18 protein-coding genes are annotated in these 22,239 nt (G+C 42.0%); all 18 read left to right on the top strand.

The window, feature by feature from the left end:
* The first annotated feature begins 79 nt into the window (after positions 1–79).
* The 18 genes from AC1ECB_RS12770 to AC1ECB_RS12685 all read left to right on the top strand — a co-directional run bounded on the left by AC1ECB_RS12770 (position 80) and on the right by AC1ECB_RS12685 (position 22,226).
* Positions 80–2,026, top strand: a complete 1,947-nt coding sequence (locus AC1ECB_RS12770) for a TonB-dependent receptor plug domain-containing protein (RefSeq protein ID WP_485669043.1) — start codon at positions 80–82, stop codon at positions 2,024–2,026.
* A 6-nt stretch (positions 2,027–2,032) separates the two neighbouring features.
* A complete protein-coding gene (locus tag AC1ECB_RS12765) occupies positions 2,033–2,974 on the top strand; it encodes an ABC transporter permease (RefSeq protein WP_485669042.1) in 942 nt (313 codons plus the stop codon).
* Positions 2,974–3,795, top strand: coding sequence for an ABC transporter permease (locus AC1ECB_RS12760; protein ID WP_485669041.1), 822 nt, complete (start codon positions 2,974–2,976; stop codon positions 3,793–3,795). Before AC1ECB_RS12765 ends, AC1ECB_RS12760 begins: the two co-directional genes overlap by 1 nt.
* A 16-nt stretch (positions 3,796–3,811) precedes the next feature.
* Positions 3,812–4,612: an ABC transporter ATP-binding protein gene (locus AC1ECB_RS12755; protein ID WP_485669040.1), complete on the top strand. Its 801-nt coding sequence runs from the start codon at positions 3,812–3,814 to the stop codon at positions 4,610–4,612.
* A 53-nt stretch (positions 4,613–4,665) separates the two neighbouring features.
* On the top strand, positions 4,666–5,451 hold the full coding sequence (locus AC1ECB_RS12750; protein ID WP_485669039.1) for an ABC transporter ATP-binding protein: 786 nt from the start codon (positions 4,666–4,668) through the stop codon (positions 5,449–5,451).
* Positions 5,448–7,088, top strand: a complete 1,641-nt coding sequence (nikA, locus tag AC1ECB_RS12745; RefSeq protein WP_485669038.1) for a nickel ABC transporter substrate-binding protein — start codon at positions 5,448–5,450, stop codon at positions 7,086–7,088. Before AC1ECB_RS12750 ends, nikA (AC1ECB_RS12745) begins: the two co-directional genes overlap by 4 nt.
* Positions 7,089–7,111: 23 nt before the next feature.
* Entirely contained in the window at positions 7,112–7,666 is a 555-nt protein-coding gene (locus AC1ECB_RS12740) for a methyltransferase family protein (protein WP_485669037.1), read from the top strand.
* Positions 7,667–7,848: 182 nt separating this feature from the next.
* Positions 7,849–10,086, top strand: a complete 2,238-nt coding sequence (locus tag AC1ECB_RS12735) for a TonB-dependent receptor (RefSeq protein WP_485669036.1) — start codon at positions 7,849–7,851, stop codon at positions 10,084–10,086.
* 666 nt (positions 10,087–10,752) lie between these two features.
* On the top strand, positions 10,753–11,337 hold the full coding sequence (locus AC1ECB_RS12730; protein WP_485669035.1) for a methyltransferase family protein: 585 nt from the start codon (positions 10,753–10,755) through the stop codon (positions 11,335–11,337).
* Positions 11,330–13,249 carry a TonB-dependent receptor plug domain-containing protein gene (locus tag AC1ECB_RS12725; protein WP_485669034.1) on the top strand — a complete coding sequence of 640 codons (1,920 nt, stop codon included), beginning with the start codon at positions 11,330–11,332 and terminating at the stop codon, positions 13,247–13,249. The genes AC1ECB_RS12730 and AC1ECB_RS12725 overlap by 8 nt, the downstream gene beginning before the upstream one ends.
* A 317-nt stretch (positions 13,250–13,566) precedes the next feature.
* Positions 13,567–14,313, top strand: coding sequence for a class I SAM-dependent methyltransferase (locus AC1ECB_RS12720; protein ID WP_485669033.1), 747 nt, complete (start codon positions 13,567–13,569; stop codon positions 14,311–14,313).
* Between the two features lie 96 nt (positions 14,314–14,409).
* Entirely contained in the window at positions 14,410–15,564 is a 1,155-nt protein-coding gene (locus AC1ECB_RS12715) for an ABC transporter substrate-binding protein (protein ID WP_485669032.1), read from the top strand.
* Positions 15,565–15,579: 15 nt separating this feature from the next.
* A complete protein-coding gene (locus AC1ECB_RS12710) occupies positions 15,580–16,626 on the top strand; it encodes a FecCD family ABC transporter permease (protein ID WP_485669031.1) in 1,047 nt (348 codons plus the stop codon).
* Positions 16,626–17,393, top strand: a complete 768-nt coding sequence (locus AC1ECB_RS12705) for an ABC transporter ATP-binding protein (RefSeq protein ID WP_485669030.1) — start codon at positions 16,626–16,628, stop codon at positions 17,391–17,393. Before AC1ECB_RS12710 ends, AC1ECB_RS12705 begins: the two co-directional genes overlap by 1 nt.
* Positions 17,394–17,523: 130 nt before the next feature.
* Positions 17,524–18,036 (top strand): GNAT family N-acetyltransferase, encoded by a 513-nt coding sequence (locus AC1ECB_RS12700; protein ID WP_485669029.1) that lies wholly within the window; start codon positions 17,524–17,526, stop codon positions 18,034–18,036.
* Positions 18,037–18,514: 478 nt separating this feature from the next.
* Complete coding sequence (locus tag AC1ECB_RS12695; RefSeq protein WP_485669028.1) at positions 18,515–19,834, top strand: S-layer homology domain-containing protein; 1,320 nt, start codon at positions 18,515–18,517, stop codon at positions 19,832–19,834.
* A 32-nt stretch (positions 19,835–19,866) separates the two neighbouring features.
* A complete protein-coding gene (gene nikA, locus AC1ECB_RS12690; protein ID WP_485669027.1) occupies positions 19,867–21,465 on the top strand; it encodes a nickel ABC transporter substrate-binding protein in 1,599 nt (532 codons plus the stop codon).
* A 350-nt stretch (positions 21,466–21,815) separates the two neighbouring features.
* Positions 21,816–22,226 carry a MarR family winged helix-turn-helix transcriptional regulator gene (locus AC1ECB_RS12685; protein WP_021170768.1) on the top strand — a complete coding sequence of 137 codons (411 nt, stop codon included), beginning with the start codon at positions 21,816–21,818 and terminating at the stop codon, positions 22,224–22,226.
* The last annotated feature ends 13 nt before the right edge of the window (positions 22,227–22,239 follow it).

The raw sequence follows: 22,239 nt of genomic DNA, 5'->3' as shown, positions 1-22,239 counted from the left end.
ACTAAAAATGGAGATTTGGTTTATAACCAACACGGAATGAAAGATGTTACTTTATACAAAAGAAAGGGAGATTTACAACATGAAACATCGACAGTCAGCCAAAAAAATATTGGGTACGCTTATCGGATGTTCACTGATGTTGGGGATGCCGGAGATAGCTGTGGCAGAGCAGGAGTTTGACTTTGATGAATATGTCGTGACTGCCAACCGTATTCCGGTGAAACAGGTGGAAACGGCGGCAAGTGTAACTGTGATTACCCGCGAGGAAATTGAAAGAGGCGGGTATACCCGCGTTCAGGAATTATTAGAAAAGTCCAATGTGGGTATTTATGATTCCGGTTCAGCAGATTACTGTATTAGTTCAGTTTATATTAATGGTGATTCCCGGGTACTGATCATGGTTGACGGACGTAGGGTTAATGCCGATTCACACAGCATAGGCGGCGGAGGACTTGGGGTTGATCTAGGGCTGCTACCGAGTGTAAAAAGTATTGAACGGGTCGAAATTGTCCGTGGCCCGGCCTCATCCTTGTACGGCAGTGATGCCGCCGGTGGTGTTATCAATATTATTACCCGCAAAGCTGATAAGACAGACACCCGTTTTTTGACGCAAAGTGGCAGCTGGGGCATGAGAAATTACACACTGACGACAGAAGGTAGTGAAAATGGTTTTGGATATTTTATTTCAGCAGAGCGTAAACGACAGGACTATTTTGAATATAAAGATTCGAGAACAGGCACAGTCCAGCGGATGGGCAACAGCGCCCTCAAGAAAGATGCTGTCAGTGTGAGGCTGGACAAAGAACTCGGTGAAGGGCAGGGGTTAACGTTAGCCTATCGTTACATTGACGGTGACCGTGGATATTTTTTAATGGCACCAGACTATGGGAATGGTTTTTATCATCCTACCGCTTACGAAGAGCACCGTAATGAGGACACCGATTTGACCTACCATTGGAAAAACAAAGCCGGGACAGATGGGTCGCTTAAAGCGTACTATAGTTCTGACAAGTCGGACGTCCATCGTTACATGGAAGGAACGAAGTGGGAAGTAAAAGACTATTATGTAAATAGTAAGTCTTCAGGCATTGAATGGCAGGATAACTGGAAAATATCCGATCATTATGATATTGTCGGCGGAGCCAGTTGGCGACAAGTAAAAGTAGACATTCCGCATTTACAAGTCTATGACAAAGAAATAACAAATAAAGCCATATTCATGGAAAACCGCTGGCAACTGCCCAAAGCCTGGACATTGACTGCTGGAATGCGTTATGACGAGCATAGTGCGTTTGGCGGGAAAAACACAGTCCGTCTTGCTGTGAACCGGAAATTAAATGAGGACACTAATGCTTTTGTGTCCTGGGGGCAATTCTTCAAAGCGCCGAATATCGAATCCCTGTATAAGGTGGGTTTACCTTCAGGCAATCCGGATTTGCGTCCGGAAAAAGGGGATACCTTCACAATCGGGATGAATACTAAACTGGCTAATGATATCAGGCTGCAGGCCAGCGTGTTTAGCAGTAATGTTGAAGATGCTATTACATCAACAATATACTCCCCGGCTGCGCCTAACGACTATAAGCTTATCAATGCCAGCAAACAAAAACGGCGGGGATTGGATTTTACATTAACTCAGCAATTGTCGCCGGCATGGAAACTTTCGACCGGTTATTCCTATGTTAAGATTCAGTCGAAAAGTTCAGCAACTGCGGCTTATGTGAGTGATGCTGGCAATACGCAGCCTAATGGCTATCGCTTAAACCTTGAATATAGTCAGGACAAATGGGATGCCGGTTTGATGCTGCGTGGTGCAACTGGTCGTGATCTGAGTACGTTTACTTCCTCTTCCTACTGGGTTGTTGACTTAGCGGCTAATTATAAAATTAGTGACGATCTCAAGGTATATTGCAAAGGCTATAATCTTACTAACCAGGCCTATGAATTAAAAGGAGTGGTGAATGCATCAGGCCAGTTTCCCATGGCCGCGCGCCATTTCTACCTCGGTTTGGAACAGCGCCTGTAGAATCGTATGTTAAGAAGCTATATTTTTAAGAGACTGGTAAATTTATTATTTGTCCTAATTGGGATTACGCTGCTGTCATTTGTTATCACCAATCTTTCACCAGTTGATCCGGCGGAGGCCTATGCCAGACGAATCTGGCAAAATGCCGGTCAGGAGCAAATCGAACAATTGCGGCAAGAAATGGGTTTTTATGAACCAATTTATGTACAGTATTACCGGTGGGTTACCGGTGCCATTCAGGGGAACTTTGGACAATCGCTGGTTTCAGGCCGGCCTGTACGCGAGGACATCATGACCGCTTTACCGGTGACCTTGTTGTTGGTGGCAGTGGCCGCGCTGCTGATTTTGCTTGTTTCTATTCCGCTGGGAATTTTGTCGGCGGTGTACCGGAATAAGTGGTTTGACCATCTCATCAGGATGGGTACCTTGGCGGGTATTTCGCTGCCAGGGTTCTGGCTGGGATTTATTCTTATCTACTATTTTGCCGTGGAATGGAAGCTGGCAGTGGTTGTGGGCTTTGGAAAAATCGAACATGTCCTGTTGCCTGCTATAACGCTTGCATTGCCGGTTATCTCGATGAATATCAGACTGTTAAGAACGAATATGCTGGAGATCATGAATAAGGATTTTGTTTTGTATGCCAAAGCCCGAGGCCTCAATGAACGCCGCATTGTCTGGAAGCATGTTTTTAAGAATGCAGTTTCGCCACTGGTCACTTTATTAGGACAGACCATCGGCCATATGGTTGCCGGAGCCGTCATTGTTGAAAGTGTTTTTTCCTGGCCAGGGATGGGTCTCTATGCGGTTGCCGCAAGTATGGACAGGGATTTTCCGGCGATCAATGCGTATGTATTAATTATGGCGGTGATCGTTGTTACTAGCAATCTTTTAGCCGATATCATCAATATTTGGCTTAATCCTGCTTTTTTGCAAGAAGGTGAAAAATAATGACCAGTTTTTGGAATGTGCTGAGCAATAAACAAGCGGTTTTTGGTATGACAATGGTTGCAGCAATTATCATTTGTGCTGTGTTTGCACCGTTGCTTGCACCAAATGATCCAATGAAAGTGGACATTGCCAAGCGCTTTATCAAGGCATCGGCAGAGTTCCCGTTGGGCACAGACCAACTTGGACGCTGCATCTTGTCGCGCCTGCTATTTGGCGCCAGATATTCACTCGGAATTGCCGGTACGATATTGATGCTTACCAGTCTGATCAGCATCATTACCGGGATGATAGCTGCTTATTATGGGGGAATACCAGACCGGATATTTTTGGGAATATGTGACTTGTTGATGGCGTTTCCAACGTTGGTTTTTGTGTTAGTCCTGGTGAGTGTATTGGGATTGGGTTTGGTTAATCTAATGTTTTCCATGGTGTTTGCGAATTGGGTATGGTATGCGCGGATTGTAAGAAGTCATGTATTGATGGAAAGAAACAAGAATTATGTGTTGGCGGCTAAAGCAGCCGGTTCATCAGACAGCGTAATTATGATAAAACACATACTGCCTAATGTTGCACCGGCATTGATCGTCTTTTTCAGTCTGGGGATTGCGCATAATGTGCTTATGGTTTCCGGATTTTCTTTTTTAGGCTTGGGCGTGGAGGCTGAGCTGCCGGAGTGGGGTTCTATGCTCAGTAATGCGAAAAACATGATCTACACCCAGCCACATTTAATGTTTTATCCGGGCATGTGCATTTTTTTTACCGTATGCAGTTTTAATATATTGGGAGAAGCCTTGCGTGATATTGTCTCGCCTGACGCCTGACCAGAACGGAGGTAGTATGGAAAAAACGGTATTGAGCGTGGAAAATCTACGGATTAGTATCAGGAAGGGCAAACCTGTTGTACAGGATATTTCTTTTGCTATCTGTCAAGGAAAGGTTTTAGGAATTGTTGGTGAAAGTGGCAGCGGCAAAACCATGCTCTGTAAAGCGATCCTGGGCCTATTACAGCATCAAAGCAGTGTTGCTGTCACAGGACGGGTTTTGGTAAACGGTAAAGATATTCTTAAAATTTCTGCCAGAGAACTGCAAAGTATGCGAGGAAATGAACTCGGTGTCATTATGCAGAATCCGATGACAGCCTTTAATCCGCTGATCAAAATCGGCGGTCATATCATTGAGACGCTGATGGCTCACCGGATAATCTCTAAACAGGAGGCTTATGCAACAGGTATAGCTATGCTAAAAAAAATGAATTTACCGCGGCCGGAAGAAATTATGAACAGTTATTCCTTTAGTTTAAGCGGCGGGATGCTGCAACGGATCATGGCCGCGATAGCAATGGCTTCAAGTCCTGCCGTATTAATCGCGGATGAGCCAACAACCGCCTTGGATGTAAAAAACCAGGCGCTGCTGCTTGATGAAATAGAAAAGATCAAAAACGAAGAAAAACCGGGAATCGTGCTGGTTTCTCACGATTTGGCCGTAATCGCCCGGATCGCGGACGAGGTTGCGGTAATGAAAGCAGGTAAAATTGTTGAGCAGGGGCAGATCTATCAAGTGTTTGAGGAGCCGGTGCATTCCTATACCAAGGAACTGCTGAGCGCCAGGCTGATGGACGGGAGGCGAGTGCACTGCTGATTGTTAGTAACATATCGAAAACCTATTATGGAAAAAACTGCAAGGGGCAGCCAATGAATGTGGCGGCAGTAAACCAGGTATCCTTATCTTTGGCAGCGGGTGAAACCTATGGGTTAGTTGGAGAAAGCGGCTGCGGCAAGAGCACCTTGTCAAGACTGATACTTGGTTTTGAAAAACCGGACGACGGTGAAGTACAATTCCTGGGGCGCAATCTATTTAGGATCAAGAAAAAAGAAATGAAAGCAATCCGCAGAAATATGCAAATCGTGTTTCAGGATAGTGTTAGTTCTCTTAATCCCCGGTGGCGGATCAAGGATAGCATTGCCGAGCCGCTGCGGAATTTTGCGGGATTATCTTACAGAGAAGAACAAAAGCGGGTGGCTTATCTCCTTGACCGGGTAGGGCTGCTGCCGGCAGATGGACAAAAATATCCGCACCAATTCAGTGGCGGTCAGCAAAAAAGAATATGTATCGCCAGAGCGATCGCGATCAATCCGCAGTTTATTGTCTTTGATGAAGCAGTTAGTGGACTAGACATGACAATTAGAAAGAAAATCCTGGATTTGTTGAGCGAAATCAGGCAGGAAATGGGCAGCGCCTATCTTTTTATTACACATGACATGGATGTTGCACTTTATATGTCGCAAAAGATCTCGGTTATGAAAGACGGTGAACTTGTCGAAACGGTAGAGGGGATTAAATCGCTGCATGAATTTAACCATCCCTATGCCAAACTATTGGTTGATTCCCTGCCACCCCTTCATCCCAGGGACAGAAAACTATATGCACAGGCAGCAAATACTGAAAACGATGGTCAAGAACAAGGAGGCAGAAAATGAGCAGAAAAAGGATTTGTCTGTTAGTTGTTTTAATCCTGACAGTCACGCTGATTGCCGCAGGCTGCAGGCGGGCAGGCAGTGCTGATGAACAGGCGGCTGCCGGCAAAAATAATCCATTACCCGGCGGCGAGGTGGCAGAGGTAGTTAGCTGTGATGCTGTGGATTTTGCATCTTTTGATGTAAAGGGCGCAGGCGGCGGGCAAGGGTTCTTTTTTCACTCGGCCCTGGTTTATGAAACGCTGGTTGGCTATCAGCAGGGACAAATCGTGCCGCGTTTGGCTGAGTCCTGGGAAATGAACGGCCGGGAATATGTATTTCATTTAAAGAAAGGAGTAATGTTTACCGACGGTAGCCCATTTAATGCGGCAGTAGTTAAATTGAACCTGGAAATGCTGAAACAACACAGTGGTGTGCAGCTTGCGTGGTTCGGTGCAATCGCTCAATTGGAAGCGGTTGAGGTCGTTGATGAATATACGGTTAAGCTGATTTATAAACAGCCCTACTACGCAGCCTTGCAGGATCTTACCGGTGTATGGACCGGCATGATGTCACCCAAAATATTTGAAAATGGGAATATCCCCTATGGCAAAACGTTTACCGCAACTTATGGCACAGGTCCTTACCAACTGGCGTTGGAACAGTCGGAAAAGGGAAAATATTATACATTCGTCAGGAATGAAGGTTATTGGGGCGAAAAACCAAAGGCAAAAAAATACATTGTTAAAATCATCCCGGGGTTAGATGCCAGAATGATGGCGTTACGGGCAGGAGAAGTTGATTTTGTGGTGGGAGAACGCTTGATCTCTCAGGATGCCGTTGCCCAGTTTCGCTCTGACAAGAATTTTGGGGTAAAAATTTCGGAAGAAAGGATGAGAACCAGAAAACTCCTGCTGAATACAGCGAGAGGGCCATTAATGGATGCTAAGGTAAGAAAGGCGATTGCCTGCAGCATCAATAAAGCAACAATTATTAAAAATATTCTTTACGACATGGAAGAACCGGCAGACCATGTGCTAAATCCCAATTTGCCTTATTGTGATGTCAAGGTTGTACCTTATGAATACAATCAGGAACAAGCTCGGGCGTTGCTGGAGGAAGCCGGCTGGAAACAGGTTCCTGGCCAGCCAATCAGGGAGAAGGAGGGGCAGCCGCTAACTCTGGAAATGATTTACCGCACCGGTTATGGTTCGGACACAGAGGTTGCCCAGGCTGTACAGGGGCAATTAAGGGAGATCGGCATTGATGCCAGGACAGCCGGCACGGAAATGATGACTGCCTACAACAAAGGCACTGCCGGGGAGTTTGATATTGCGGTAAGCAGCACCTATGGACTGCCCTATGATCCACATACCTATATCAGCCCGATGCTTAACAATAGTTGGGATAATCCGGCCCAGCAGGGGCTTTCCCGGAAAAAAGAAATTAATGAAAAAATCGTCAGGCTGTTTCAAACGGTAGATACTGCGGAAATCCAGGAAATTTATAGTTATTTACTGACTGTGTTACATGAAGAAGTTGTCAATGTACCAATCGCATATAGCAAAGAAGTTCTGATTTTTAACCGGAATAAAATAAAAGATATTGATTTTAGCGGATTGCCAAACTTGGTTGATATTAGTCAAATAACATTCAATTAAAAAGAGTATAGGGGGTAAAAGTAATGGAATTAGTGCCGGAATTTTCAATTGGTTTATGGAATGGATGGTGGTTTTCGTTAATCTATCTTATCGTTAATCAAGGTATTCCCTTTTTCAGGAAAGGGACTCACAAACGTTTATTTACGCCAGCAAATCCGCATAAAACATTGTGGGAGGCAATAAATTATTACATTTCCTGGGTTGCCTGGATTGGGTCTGTTATTTTCCCGGTCTTTGTGCCTATCAATACCGGGACCGTTTATTTTTATGCCGGGACTTGTATATATTTGGCTGGCATGGCTTTAAACGCCATAGCATTGTGGAATTATGTAACTACTCCTCTTGACCAGCCGATTGTTAAAGGATTATACCGGTTTAGCAGGAATCCGATTTATATTATCTATAACTTCACCTGGTACGGCGTTGGATTGGCCCTTGGTTCCTGGTTGTTAATTATCATCCATACTATTGAAGTGATTGCCTGCCATATCATAACATTGTCTGAAGAGCGGTACTGCCTGCAGAAATATGGGAGAGAATATCAAGACTATATGACTAAGGTGCCGCGTTATTTTTAGAACTTAATTATTAGGATGTTCCCACGAAAATTGGATTAAATCGCTGGGGAGAAATCTATACATGAATAATCATTAGCAAATGTTAGTATTTCCTTGAAAAATTACCTGGATATAACTCTCTTAAAGATATATACTTAGAGAATTTACGTGATATTGTAATAAGGTTGGGGGGATTTACAATAATGCCACATATGAAATCACTAAAAAAAAAGCAAGCCATGCTTTGTGCCATGGTGAGTGGGGCGTTACTATTCCAAACACCGGCTGTTTCTTATGCTGAGGAAGTGGAGGAGCAAAGTCAGTATTCCTTCGAACAAGTGGTGGTTACGGCTACTAGAACCCTGCAGGCAACGAAGGATATTCCGGCAAGTGTTACTGTTATTACTGCCAATGATATTGAAAAAATGAATATCCAAAGTATTGATCAGGCCTTTATTATGGCTGCCGGAGTATACGATGCCCGGCTAAGGGGAATGTCATCCATAACGCCAATGGTTAATATGCGTGGTGTAGGATCTCAGACTTTGGTACTGGTGGATGGACAACCGCTAAATGATGCCTATATTGGATTTGTAACATGGTCAAGCATTCCTATTGATAGCGTAGAACGTATCGAAATAGTAAAGGGAACCGGTTCGACTTTGTATGGAAGTCAAGCAATGGGTGGAGTCATTAACATTATCACCAAAAATTCTCAGCAATCTCAGGCCAGCGTATCATCAAGATGGGAGACCAATAACACCTGGATGCACCAGGTCGCTATTAACGATAAGCTTACTGATAAATTAAGCTATCAGTTGAACTACGAGAAAAAAAGCACAGATGGGTATGGATCTAATCTGGCCGTGGTTTCGCCAACTCAAGGCACAGGTACGGGCAGCGTAACTGGTTGGAAACGCAGCACGACGCCAAAAGGCGTTAACAATTATATTGTGGGTGATATGGGGAATTCAACTTGGAATGAAGACAATATTGGCGGCAAATTAATCTACAAATTTAGTGATAATCGTACTCTGACTGCCAGTATACTGCATAATAAATATGAATTTGGTTACGGTTCTGAACATAATTTCCTTACTATGAATGGAGTTTCTTTTACAGGAAATGCCGATGTCGGTAATGGTAATATGATTACCGTAAATGATCGGACTTTTTGGGCGCAGCCTGGTGGCCGGGAAACAAATGTTTATACGATGAGTTACAGGGATGGTGAGAACGGGTGGACATTTAGCGGCGGTCTCACCGATACTGTAAAAAATTATATCATTAGAGCATCTAATCTAGATGGAACCGGACGGGTGCAAGATATGCCCTCAAGCCGGTTGAATATGGACTTGCAGAAAGAAATGCGGCTTAGTCCCAATGATTTGGCGGTTTTTGGAGTGCATTATGGTAAAGACAAAATGTCGGCTCATGAGTATTATCAGAGCAATTGGCGGGATTTTGGCAGTAAAACCGGTTTATATAATCAGGCGGCTGGTAACGCCAGCACAATAGCTTTCTTTGGGCAAAACGAGCATAAATTTTCTAATAAAATTAGTTTGACCACCGGGCTGCGTTATGACCGGTGGAGTACTGACGGTATGACACAGGCCGGACCGGCAATCAATCCTTCATATTATTCTGAACGGAGTGATTCGGCCGTCAGTCCGAAAATTGCTTTACAATATACAATGGATCAAACTTCCAGCATGTATTTATCCTGGGGGAAAGCTTTTCAGGCTCCCGATCTGTATAGTATTTATTCCTCATCAATTGGAAATGGGGTTCCGTACAACATATTGAATGACCCTAATCCTGATTTAAAACCGCAAAAAATTACAACAGTTGAACTTGGTGGAAAAAAGAAACTTAGCGATAAAACTAACTTAAGTATGACAGTTTTTCACAATAATATTACTGATATGATCTATAAGCGGACCGTAGGAACGATCACCCGAGACGGGAATACTTACACTTTAACTCATTTTGAAAATACCGGTGAAGGGACTACTAACGGGGTGGAAGTCGAACTTAGTCACAAAGTTAACTCAATATGGTCGGCTTTCCTCAATTATACCCAGCAGCGTCCGGTTATTACGAAATGCAAAGCGAACCCTGCAAGTGAAGGCAAGATAGTGACGTATGTACCGGAAAAGATGTTGAAATTAGGGATTGATTATCAAAAAGAAAAGTGGCATGGGCTGTTGACTGGTAACTATACCAGCAAGCGCTATTGGCAAGATGACAACAGCGACGTCGTTAATGGCGTCTACAGTTCCTTTGATCCTTTTTTTGTTATGAATATTAGACTGGAATACCAGTGGGATCAGCATAATACGATTACGCTGGGAGTTGATAATTTATTTGACCGTCAATATTTTAACTATTATCAGGCGCCTGGACGGACTTACGCATTACAGGTAACTCATAAGTTTTAATGCCCAAAATTTTTGACGCGATATAGAAAACGTTCAGTAGCGATGCCTGACTTAATATGTACTTATTGCAAAAAAGTAGCATTTTTTGCTTAGCAGGTAGTATTGACAACAAATGAATTGAATAGTATTTTTTTCTTTATTATAATCGACAGTAAGGTAATTATATACTGTAGCCTGATGTTCACGTTTTTCAGGATTATAAGCCTTAGATTTTCGTATTCTTGTACAAGCTATTGAATCTTTTACTTTCTGATAATGAAAATGTTGATCTGAAGATCAATCTGATGTAAATTGACAGTGAAGCCTATGTTGAGATGACTTGAAGGTCATTAGTTTGCTGTTGTTGTTGAAACAATAACAGCAAACTGATGACCTTTTTTGTCCATGGAACGGTTAACTTTCCCTGGATTGAACGACTAAGGCTTCTGTCAGCGTCCGAAAAGACTTGGCACAAGTCAAGTCTTTTCTTAAATGACTGTGATGGGGACAATCAGTGCATAGCTTGAGTATTGCTACCTGAAAAATCTATATAAGGCATTCAATATTGACAATTCGCGTTTATGGTGAGGAGAGATGAAAACATGAATTATCGATAAAAGAAAATAGCCGCTGTTGTCTAGTGTAAAGTGAGAGACTCAAAGTAAATATTATGTGAGGCGGTGGATTATGGAAGCAGCATGGTATCAACGGCTGATGATGATACAGATTATCTGGTATATTGTTTCCTGGTTGCTCTTTGCGTTTATAAATGCAGAGAGAATGACTAGTGCTGGTCCCGGCAAGGCATGGCAGATGGGGAACAAACTTATTTTTGTTTTAGGCTTAATATGGATGTGGTTTATTCCTTTTTCGCTCAATACAGCTTTTGGGATAGGTTGTTTCATAATTACTGTTGGCGAGATTGTACTTTCATTAGGCTTTTGGGCGATGCGCAAGCATCCGGAGCAAAATCAAACTGTCGTGGATTGGGGTATTTATAAATTCAGCAGAAACTCTCATGTTATGGCAGGAATTATTTGTTTGTTTGGTACGATTATTGCTGGCTGGAATCCTGAATCTTCCCTATATTTGGGTCTGTGGGTTTATTTTTTGGTGCGTGTTATCCAGGTTCACATGGGTGTGTTAAGTGAAGAAAACTTGAATATCAAACGATTTGGTCAAGAATATATCGATTATATGAAAAAAACGCCACGTTATGCGGGTTTTTCGCTAGCAATAATTAAACGGCGAGGAGAAGGCATGCATGAATAAACGACAAAAAAAGCTAGTAAGTGTTTTTATTGGCTGTGCATTAATGTTAGGCGCAACGGAGGCGATAGCAAAAGAACCGGAGTATAATCTGGACGATTATGTTGTAACTGCCAACCGTATTCCGCTACAAAAGGCAGACACTGCGGCCAGTGTAACCGTGATTACCCGTGATGAAATTGAAAAAGGCGGTTATACGCGTGTTCTTGAAGTTTTGGAAAAGACTAACATTGCAACCTTTAGTTCTGCTACAAACGATTATAGCATAAGCTCAATTTTTATTAATGGTGATGATCGTGTCCTGATGCTGGTTGACGGACGTAAAGTCAACAATGAATATGCCGTAGGCGGTGGCAAACTCAGGTTCAACCTCAATCTTTTGCCAAGTGTAAAAAATATTGAACGAATAGAAATTGTTCGCGGCCCGGTTTCTTCGCTGTATGGCAGTGATGCCGCCGGCGGAGTTATCAATATTATTACCCGTAAAGCTGGCACCCAAGAGACAAGTGTGCAGATGCGCAGCGGCAGCTGGGGAATGCAGAATTATACCTTGACGACAGAAAACAGCGAAAACGGTTTTGGTTATTTAATTACTGCTGAGCGCAAGCGACAGGATTATTTTGAATACAAGGATGCTAAGACAGGTTCAGTTAAGCGTATGCCAAATAGTGCCGTAGATCAAGATTCAGTTAGTATGAGACTAGATAAGGATTTAAGCGGGGGTCGCTCGCTCACATTCTATTGGAACTATATGAACAGCAATAACGGTTATTTTTTGACGCCACAGGGTTATAAGTGGCATAATCCTACCGCTTATGAAATTAATCGCAATAACGATCTTGATTTGACATATCGTTGGAAAAATAAATCGGGAACAGATGGATTATTCAAAGTTTACCATGGTGATGACCGGCTTGAATATTATCATTATATGGAAGGAACAGCGTTAGAAGTAGATAAGTATGTAGTAACCAGCAGGACAACCGGAGTAGAATGCCAGAATAACTGGAAGATAGCAGATAATTATGATATCGTTGGCGGCGTCAGTTGGCGAAAAGTAAACGTGGATATTCCCAGTGGTGGAGTTTATAACAAAGAAATAGCTAATAAAGCTATATTTTTAGAAAATCACTGGCAGTTGCCCAGTGATTGGTCTTTTACTGCAGGAATGCGCCATGACCAATACAACGTATTTGGCGGTCAAAACACTACCCGTTTTGCTGTTAACCGGAAAATTAATAAAGATACCAATATTTTTGCTTCCTGGGGACAAATGTTTAAGGCACCGGTTATTGAGGAATTGTATAGCCTGGGCATACCACGCGGTAATCCGGATTTGCGCCCGGAAACAGGCGAAACGCTTATGCTTGGCTTGAATACCAATTTGAATGACAAAACCAAATTACAGGCCAGTGTTTTCAGCAGTCGGATTGATGATGCTATTGTAAGATATACGGATGGTCTGTTAATTAAGTTTAAAAATGTTAACAAACAAAAACGGCAAGGTCTGAACATTGATTTGCTCCACCAGTTGTCTCCTGCATGGAATATTTCAGCCGGTTATGCTTATGTTCAAGTGCAAGAGAAAGGTATGGGAAACAGAGACTATTATGATGATCCTAAAAACAATCAGCCCAATGGTTACCGATTGAATGTTGAATACAGTTGTGATAAATGGGATGCCGGACTTACACTGCGTGGCGCTACCGGGCGTAGTCTGGCAGCCTTTACATCCACCTCATACTGGGTAGTTGACTTGGCGGCTAACTACAAAATAAGCTCTGATCTTAAAACTTATTTTAAAGCCTATAATCTTAATAACAGAGCTTATGAATTAAAAGCAGAAACAGGTTATGCTGGACAATTTCCCATAGCGGCACGTCATTTCGCTTTTGGCTTGGAACGACATATGTAGTATGGCAAGTCCCTTGGTAGCATAGTAGTTATTAAGCATAACCTGGTGATTTATGAATAATTTCACAATATGTATTGTACTGTTGATCATAATAAGTTATAATTTTAGCGAATACTGACTTGAAGGTCGGTGAGCTAGCTAGGAGATTTAGTACCTAAATATCAATAAGTAGACATATCCACGAAGGGTATTTGGACGATTACAGTCCTATCCTTTGTGGTTTTTTGTTTTTCAGGGGGAGATATCACCACTACTAAGTTGTTGGGTAATATAGCGAAGGTATAGCTAAAATTTGTTTTATAAAGGAGATAATCGATATGCTGGAACAACGTATAGAAACTTACTGGAATGGACGTGCTGATAGCTATAGTGATCTTGTAAAACGGGAAATGGTCTGCCGGAAAAAACAGGCCTGGGAGTCGTTACTGCGTAAGTACGCGGGTGAGCAAGAAAATCTCCAGGTGTTAGATGTGGGAACGGGTCCAGGTTTTTTTGCCATATTGCTGGCAGGACTTAATTATTCAGTTACAGCTATTGACAAATGTGAAGAAATGTTAAAACAAGCTCGGAAAAATGCGCTATCAGCCGGCAAATTTATTCGCTTTATAAAGACTGATGCCCACGCCGTTAGTTTACCTAACGAGAGTTTAGACTTAATTGTTTCTAGAAATGTCACCTGGCTGTTGCCAAATCCAATGGAAGTCTATCAAGAATGGCACAGGCTGTTAAAACCAACAGGAAAAGCATTGGTTTTTGATGCAAATTGGCATTTAGGTCTTAGTGACCCGGCTCTTCAGGCCGAATGTGATAAATCTTTGCAGTTGGCAATGGAAAAAGGGTACAAACAAAATACTTCACCTATGCAGCGAAACGAAAATGATGCTATTGCCCGTAAGTTGCCTCTAACCTATGAAAAACGACCGTTGTGGGATGAGCAAGCTTTTCGTAATTGTGGTTTTCGACAGGTAGAGGTTCAAGACAATATCAGTTCCATGGTTCATGATGAAATGGAGCAATTGTTATATAAGCCTACGCCCATGTTTGCCATTTGTGCCTCAAAGTAACTGGTTGAGAAATACTCAGAATGAAGGCTGCTTATGCGCAGGCATATATATTTTGATTTGTGTTGATGGAAAAATAAGAGGATGGGGATAGTTGCCATGAATTGGAAATCGTCATTAAAACAACTATGTGTAGTAGTTTTAGTATTTGCGGTTGCAATCACCGCACTAACAGGCTGCTTACAGCAAACAACGGTGAAAAAAGATGAACAAATACAGGTTACCGACCTTGCCGGTCGGGAGGTAAAAATCAAAGCGCCGGTCAATAAGGTAGTGCTGCAGTGGAGCGGCAGTGGTGGTGGTTTTATTACCATGCTGGCGCTAGAGGGGAAAAATGTACAGCAAAAGATTGCTGGTTGGGATAATGGATTAAAGATCAACCGCTTCGATATGTGGAAAAAGTATTCTGAAGTCATGCCAGAATTGGGAAAAATCCCTGATATAGGGAATATTGATCAGGATAGCTTTAATGTAGAAAAGGTTATTGCCTTAAAGCCAGATGTACTGATTTTACCGCTAAGTGTGCAGAAACAAGCCCAGGATATTATAAAAAAACTGGAAGCAGCGGGGATACCTACTGTATTTATTGATTATCATCTGGAAAGTGTCGAAAATCACACGAAAAGTATTCAATTGCTGGGAAAAATTCTTGGCAAAGAACAGCGGGCACAAGAACTGGCCGCCTATCACCAGGAACAGGTTAATAAGATCTACTCACGGTTACAAGCCATTAATAAGCCTAAGCCTAAAGTCTATGTGGAGTGCGGTTCAGAAGGTCCGGCTATATATGGTAATAGTTATGGAAACTATATGTGGGGTGCTTTAGTGGAAAAATGCGGTGGTAATAATATAACCAAGGATAAAATTGAAAAGTATGCTCCAATAAATCCTGAGTTTTTACTTAAGGCTAATCCTGATATTATTATTATCACAGGTTCATACTGGCCGAAAAAAACGGAATCCATGCGTATGGGCTTCATGGCCGACCAAGTAGAATCGCAGATGTTACTTCAGTCTTTTACCAAACGGACAGGCTGGGCAGAACTCAACGCAGTGAAGAATAAGCAAGTGTTTTCCATTCATCATGCTATTTCCCGTGAGGTTTATGATTCGGTGGTTATTCAGTATTTAGCGAAAAAGTTTTATCCTGAAGAGTTTCAGGATGTAGATTCGCTGCAAAGCTTCCAGGAATTCCATAAGAAGTTTTTGCCGGTTGAACTAAGCGGTGTCTGGATGATGGATTTGCAGAATTAGGCGAGGAGAATGGGTATGGAACTAGTAAAAGAACAAGTAGTATATCATGGTATTACTGCAAAAAAGTATTCCTATTTGCTTCTATTCGCTGCGGTATGCACGGTAAGCTTGCTTGTTGATATTTTGGTGGGGCCAGCTTGGTTAGCTGTGCCAGATGTAGTTAATGCAATTTTGGGGACAGGCTTGGTTGAGCCGACAACAGAGGTTATTGTCTGGTCCTTGCGGCTGCCGACAGCCTTGATGGCCCTGGTTGTCGGCGCAACCCTGGGCATTGCCGGTGCCGAGATGCAGACCATTCTGGATAATCCACTGGCCAGTCCCTATACTCTGGGGATATCGGCAGGAGCCGGTTTTGGTGCGGCATTAGCCATTGTCGTGGGGGGAGGTACACTGCCAATTCCCGAAGATTATCTGGTCCCACTCAATGCTTTTGTTTTTGCGCTGTTAAGCTGCCTGTTGATTTACTTCATCGGCAGGGCTAGAGCAATTACGGCTGAAACCATGGTATTGGCAGGAATTGGCCTGTTGTTTCTCTTTCATGCCTTATTGGCCTTGCTGCAATACATGGCTTCTGCTGAAGCACTTCAGGCCATAGTATTTTGGCTGTTCGGCAGCTTAATGAAGGCAACTTGGGCCAAAGTGGGAGTAGTTGCAACAGTCCTTGTCCTTGCCGTTCCTCTGCTGGTAAAAGACGCCTGGAAGCTTACAACCCTGAAGCTGGGCGATGAAAAGGCCAAAAGCCTGGGGATAAATGTCGAAAAGCTGCGGCTCAAGACATTTGTGCTTATTTCCTTGTTAACTGCTTCGGCAGTTTGTTTCGTAGGTACTATCGGCTTTATTGGTTTAGTCGGACCTCATATTGCCAGAATGCTGGTAGGCGAAGATCAACGGTTTTTTTTGCCAGTATCGGCTTTAGGTGGAGCCCTGCTGCTTTCGGCTGCTTCTATTGGCAGTAAGATGATTATTCCGGGCGCTATTTTTCCAATAGGCATTGTTACTTCACTGATCGGTGTACCGTTTTTCTTTTCTTTGATATTGACGCAGAAAAGAGGGTACTGGTAATGCTAGAAGTAAGTAATTTATCTTTCGGCTATGGCTTACAGCCAATATTAAAAAACGTCAATCTTACCTTTGAACCAGGCAAAATGACGGCTGTTATTGGTCCCAACGCAACAGGTAAGTCTACGTTGTTAAAATGTATCAGCGGCATTCTGCGGGGGCAGGGTGATATTCTGATGGATGGTAAGAAGCTAAGTACTCTTAAACCACAGGACATAGCAAAGCAGATCAGCTACCTCTCACAAGAAGGTTGTGGAAAAGCTGTTTTGAGTGTTTTCGAGGTTGTTCTTCTGGGAAGGGTACATTCGCTGTCCCTGAAAGTCAGTGATGTCGAGGTAAATTATGTTTTGAAAATTCTCAGGCAACTAGGTATAGAAAAATTAGCTGCCAAGAATATTTGCGAGTTGAGTGGCGGTCAAAAGCAGATGGTGTTTATCGCACAGGCGTTAGTGCGTGAACCTAGTATTTTACTCTTGGATGAACCGACAAATAGTTTGGATTTGCATCGTGAACTGGAAATGCTTGAACTAATCAAACAACTGACCATTAGCAGAAACCTGACGACTGTCGTTACTTTGCATCAACTTGATATGGTAGCCCGGTATGCTGATGAAATCGTTGTTTTATTTGATGGCGAGGTGTATGCAGCCGGACAGCCGGCAGCAGTGCTGACCGCGGAAATGCTCCGGACGGTGTACCAGGTGAATGCGGCCATTCATCAGGCCAGTGATGGCATTCCCCATGTTATGGTAATGAGTTCAGTAAAATAAAGAAGCGCTAAGTCATGTTGGAAAACCGAATTGAAAAGTAATGGAATAAGCGGGCTGACAGTATCAATGAAAATGTGCGAAAGGAAATGGCTTGCCAGGAAAAACAAGACATAACTTTGGAGAGTCATTAATGAAAATTGTTAATGGAAATATAACATTAAAATCATCTATTTTCAATGAATTGGAAAGACTAAATAATATCCATAGTGAAGCATGTGACTATTTTAGTTTTGATAAAAATCATACAATAACAAAACCAAAGGATTGTTTAACAAAAGGAGACTTGCCACCCAATGGGACAAAAGACAACTATGAGATTTTATCAATATATGAAGGAGACAATCTAATTGGATTTATAACTATGTACATAGGATTTCCTTTTGAAAAAGAAATATATATTTGCTTTATTTATATATCCAATAAAAGCCGTTATAAAGGACATGGCAAAAAAATTATTGATGTGATTTCTGCATATTTTAAAAAGAATAAATTTGAGAGTATTAGAATTTCCGTATCATTAAAGAATTGGAATGGTATAAAATTTTGGCATAAATGTGGATTTAATCATTTGACTATAGTTGATATAGAAGGAGATTTTTCTGAGAAAAACTATGGTTGTATAGAACTTAAAAAGACAATTTAAAAAGTAATTCATTTAATTTGTTTGAGATATCAAGCGATATGGTAGTTATGTTTTGAAAGTTCTCAGGCAACTGACAATAACCAGAAAGCTAACAACTGTCGGATGAAATAGTTGTCTTATTTGACGGCGAGGTGTATATGTAGATAAAAATACATAATTTTATAAAATTCTAAAAAAACTCGTATTGTAAACTAAAAAAAAGTACGTTATAATATGAACAATGCAGCAATGAATGCTGTAAGTAATTTTTACATTATGAAAATTAAAAACTGTTATTTGTTGGTTTGAAACCACGGTTAGCACAGCTAAGAACGGCTGAGCTTATCGTGGTATATTATTTTTTAAAGAAAAACAGATATATACATAATGTATGTAGGTTTTGAAACCTCAAACAGGACAGCTAAGAATGGCTGGTCTTATTTGTGGTTTTATTATTTTTAAGAAGCTAGCGGACGAGGAAAAGAATAGGAGAAATTTGATGAAAAAGAAAACTATGATTGCTTTGTGTACCGTATTCAGTTTTAGCATGGCCGGGACTTCACTGGCCGTCCCGGCAAATCTTTTTGCTGTAGTTCCGGAAAAACACTGGACCTATAGTGCTATCAGCCAGTTGGCGGAAGCTGGCCTTGTCGAAGGCTTTGGGGGCGGTGCTTACAAAGACAATGTTATCTTGACACGCTGCGAAATGGCAGCTATTGTAGCCAAAGCCATGGCAAAATCAGCTAACGCTGATACGGCAGCCCAAGCCACTATTGAAAAACTTAAAGCTGAATTTGCACCTGAATTTAACCTGAGTGAAACAAGTAATGTTGCCAGCCGGTTAGATAAATTAGAGAAAAATACGTCGCCGGTAAAAATCACCAATGGTGATGTCCGGATTCGTTACCAGAGTAACTGGGATCAAAAAGCTAAAAACACCGCTAGCGCCACAGACACGCGCATCCAAGAGCGTGTGAGGCTAAACATTGCGGCAGATGTTACTGATAATGTACAGTTCAACAGCCGTCTTGTGGCAACACATACCAGTAATAAGCGTGCTGCCAATGGTACAGATAAAGCTTCAACTTATTCTAATCCTGCCTTTGACAAGGCTGAACTGCAATGGAAGAATAAACAAGTAACTTTTGAACTTGGTCGTATAATACCAACATTAGGGCAGGGAATTATCTGGGATGGCAACTCAATTGACGGAGCCTATGCCACCTATGATTTTGGCAACGCCCAACTATCAGCCGGCTATGGTGATCTAGCCGTCTATACAGGTAGTGGGGCCACGACAAATGCAGCCTTAGCTAATCTGAATGTAAAAATTGGTCAGAATACTAACCTGACTGTCGCCCATCTGGATACCATGACTAATTCTGCCGGGTACAATTTTAACCAAACAACATATGGTTTTAAAACAAAAACCGGTGACTTTACTGTTAGCGGCGAATATGTAGATAACAATCATGACAAATTGCCGTCAGATGCCCAAAAGCATGGCTACTGGGGCAGAGTGCAATGGAAAGGCATCGACAATGCCAATCCGGGTTCTTATGGCATAAACCTTGATTATCTAAGCCTAGGCAATTATGCTGTTGATTCAACTAATAACCCAGGCACTTTGGTGGTAAGCGGCGGTAATGGTATTGGTGGTGCCGGTGCCAAAGGCTTTGGACTTGGTGTGCAATATGTATTTGCCAAAAACGTCAATGTTGAAGCCAGATATTATAATCTGAAACCATATAATGAAAATAAAGCCGGCTTTAGCGAATACAAACCGTCTTATCATTTAATTACCAACTATAAATTCTAAAATCTATAAGAAGCATAAGAAGGAGAGTTTAAATGAATTTCAAAAAAGTTCTAACAATGGTAATGGCAATTGCCCTGTGCACCGGCTTGCTTGCAGGCTGCAGCAAAAGTACTGGTGGTAATGCGGCTGTTGCTGACAAAAATGAAATTAACTATGCCAGTACCAAAGATATCCGTGACATCAACCCGCATTTGTATCTGGGTGAAATGGCTGCTCAAAATATGGTGTTTGAAGGTTTGACCAAAAATGAAGGTGGTAAAGTTGTGCCGGTTCTGGCGGAAAGCTGGGAAATTTCGCCTGACGGTTTGGAATATACGTTCCATTTGCGCAAGGGGGTTACATTTACTGATGGAGAACCTTTTAACGCGCAAGCTGTCAAATTAAATATGGATGCCATTGTGGCCAATATCAAACGCCATCAATGGTTGGATATGGTCAATGAAATTAAGGAAAATGTAGTTGTTGACGAGCATACTTTTAAACTGGTATTAAAGCATCCGTATTATCCGACTTTGGTAGAACTGGGGCTAACCAGACCGTTTCGTTTCATTTCGCCTAAATGTTTTATTGACGGTGCAACTCACAATGGCGTAAATGGCTATGCGGGTACCGGTCCCTGGATTTTGTCCAAGCACGAGAACAATCAATACGCAGTCTTTACCCGTAACGAAAAATACTGGGGTGAAAAAACAAAAGTCGCTACAATTAATTGGAAGGTTATGCCTGACCCCCAGACAATCTTATTAGCGTTGCAAAAAGGTGAAATTGATCTGCTGTTTGGGGCTGACGGTGATCAGATTGACCTGGATTCTTATAAGAAGATGGAAAAAGAAGGCGACTATAAAACATATCTCAGTCCACCGATTGCTTCCCGTGCTATTTTGTTAAATACCCAAGCACCTGTTACCAAGGAATGGAAGGTTCGTGAAGCCTTTGAACATGCTATCAATAAACAAAATATCATTAAAGGGATATTAAACGGCTCTGAAGAGCAAGCCGACACCCTAATGGCCAAAACCGTGCCGTTTTGTGATATTGCTTTAAAAACATTTGCTTATGATCCGGCAGAGGCCAACAAACTGCTGGATGAAGCCGGCTGGATTAAAGGCGCTGACGGCATGCGGGTCAAAGATGGCAAAAAATGTGAAGTGACTTTTTCTTATAACGCCAAGAATGCGCAGGAAGGCACCATTGCCGAGTCCATGCAGGCTGATTTGGCAGCAGTGGGCGTTACAATGAATATTTTGGCTGAGGAAAAACAGGCTTTTCTGGATAGACAAAGAACCGGTGATTTTGACCTGCAATATTCGTTGTCCTGGGGAACGCCATATGACCCGCAGTCTTATGTATCTTCCTGGAGAATTCCTGCTCACGGGGATTGTCAGGCGCAAAAAGGCCTCGAAAGAAAACAGTGGCTGGATGATACCATCACTACCATTATGATTGAAGCTGATGCGAGTAAACGTGCAGAAAAATACAAAGAAATTTTGACTTATATCAATGATCAGTGTGTATACATACCGATTTCTTATTCCAAAACTAAGGCTGTTGCCATCAAAGGCTTGCAGGGGGTTGCTTTCAACGATTCTCAATATGAAATTCCCTTTGAAAAGATGTATTTTGGGAAGTAATCGACCTACTGATGTGACAATGAACAAGTATCCTGGAATGGAGCAAGCCGCCGAAAGATCGCTATGCTCATGAACTTAGCGGCGGCCAGGTTCAACGTGTTTGTTCGGTTATTCCCTTTGAAATATAAGCTGCAAGAGTATATTATTTTTAGGATATTTAGGCATGAAACTATTGAGGACAGGAAATCCTTTTAGTTTTTCATGCTTTTTTGTTTCTAAAATGGGATGATGACTAACATTTTAGAAATAGGTATTGCTTTTGGGTGAAAAGATTGATTATAATATTATTAGAATATCAAACAATACGATATTAGAATAATATTATAATCAAACAAAAAGGAGGTAACGAATTGGAAAATTTGACACAGGAGCTACTTCGTTTTTTTAATGGATTTTCTTCATGGGAAAGTTCGGTTATCCGGGCAAGTGATTTAACAGTGTCAGAAGCGCATGCCATTGAAGTTTTAGGACAATATGGACAGCTGAATATGAAAAATGTAGCCATGAAGCTGGGGGTAACAACAGGAACTACGACAGTGACAATTGACCGGTTGGAACGAAAGCAATATGCCAAGCGTGAGCTTAGTTCCCAGGACAGGCGAGTATATTTAATCAGCCTTACTGAAAAAGGCTTGCAGGCGTATGAGGAACACCATCAATTTCATTCAGAGTTATCCAAACAAGTTTTGGGAGTACTGACTGAAGAAGAGAGTGAGCAGCTTTTAAAGACGTTGCAGAAGATAAATGCCGAAATTTTTTAGTAGGGGGTTACAT

It is taken from the genome of Sporomusa sp. 246TCP1, from assembly GCF_057319775.1.
The sequence above is the reverse complement of the archived record's forward strand: the minus strand, read 5'-3'. Positions and strand labels throughout refer to the sequence as shown.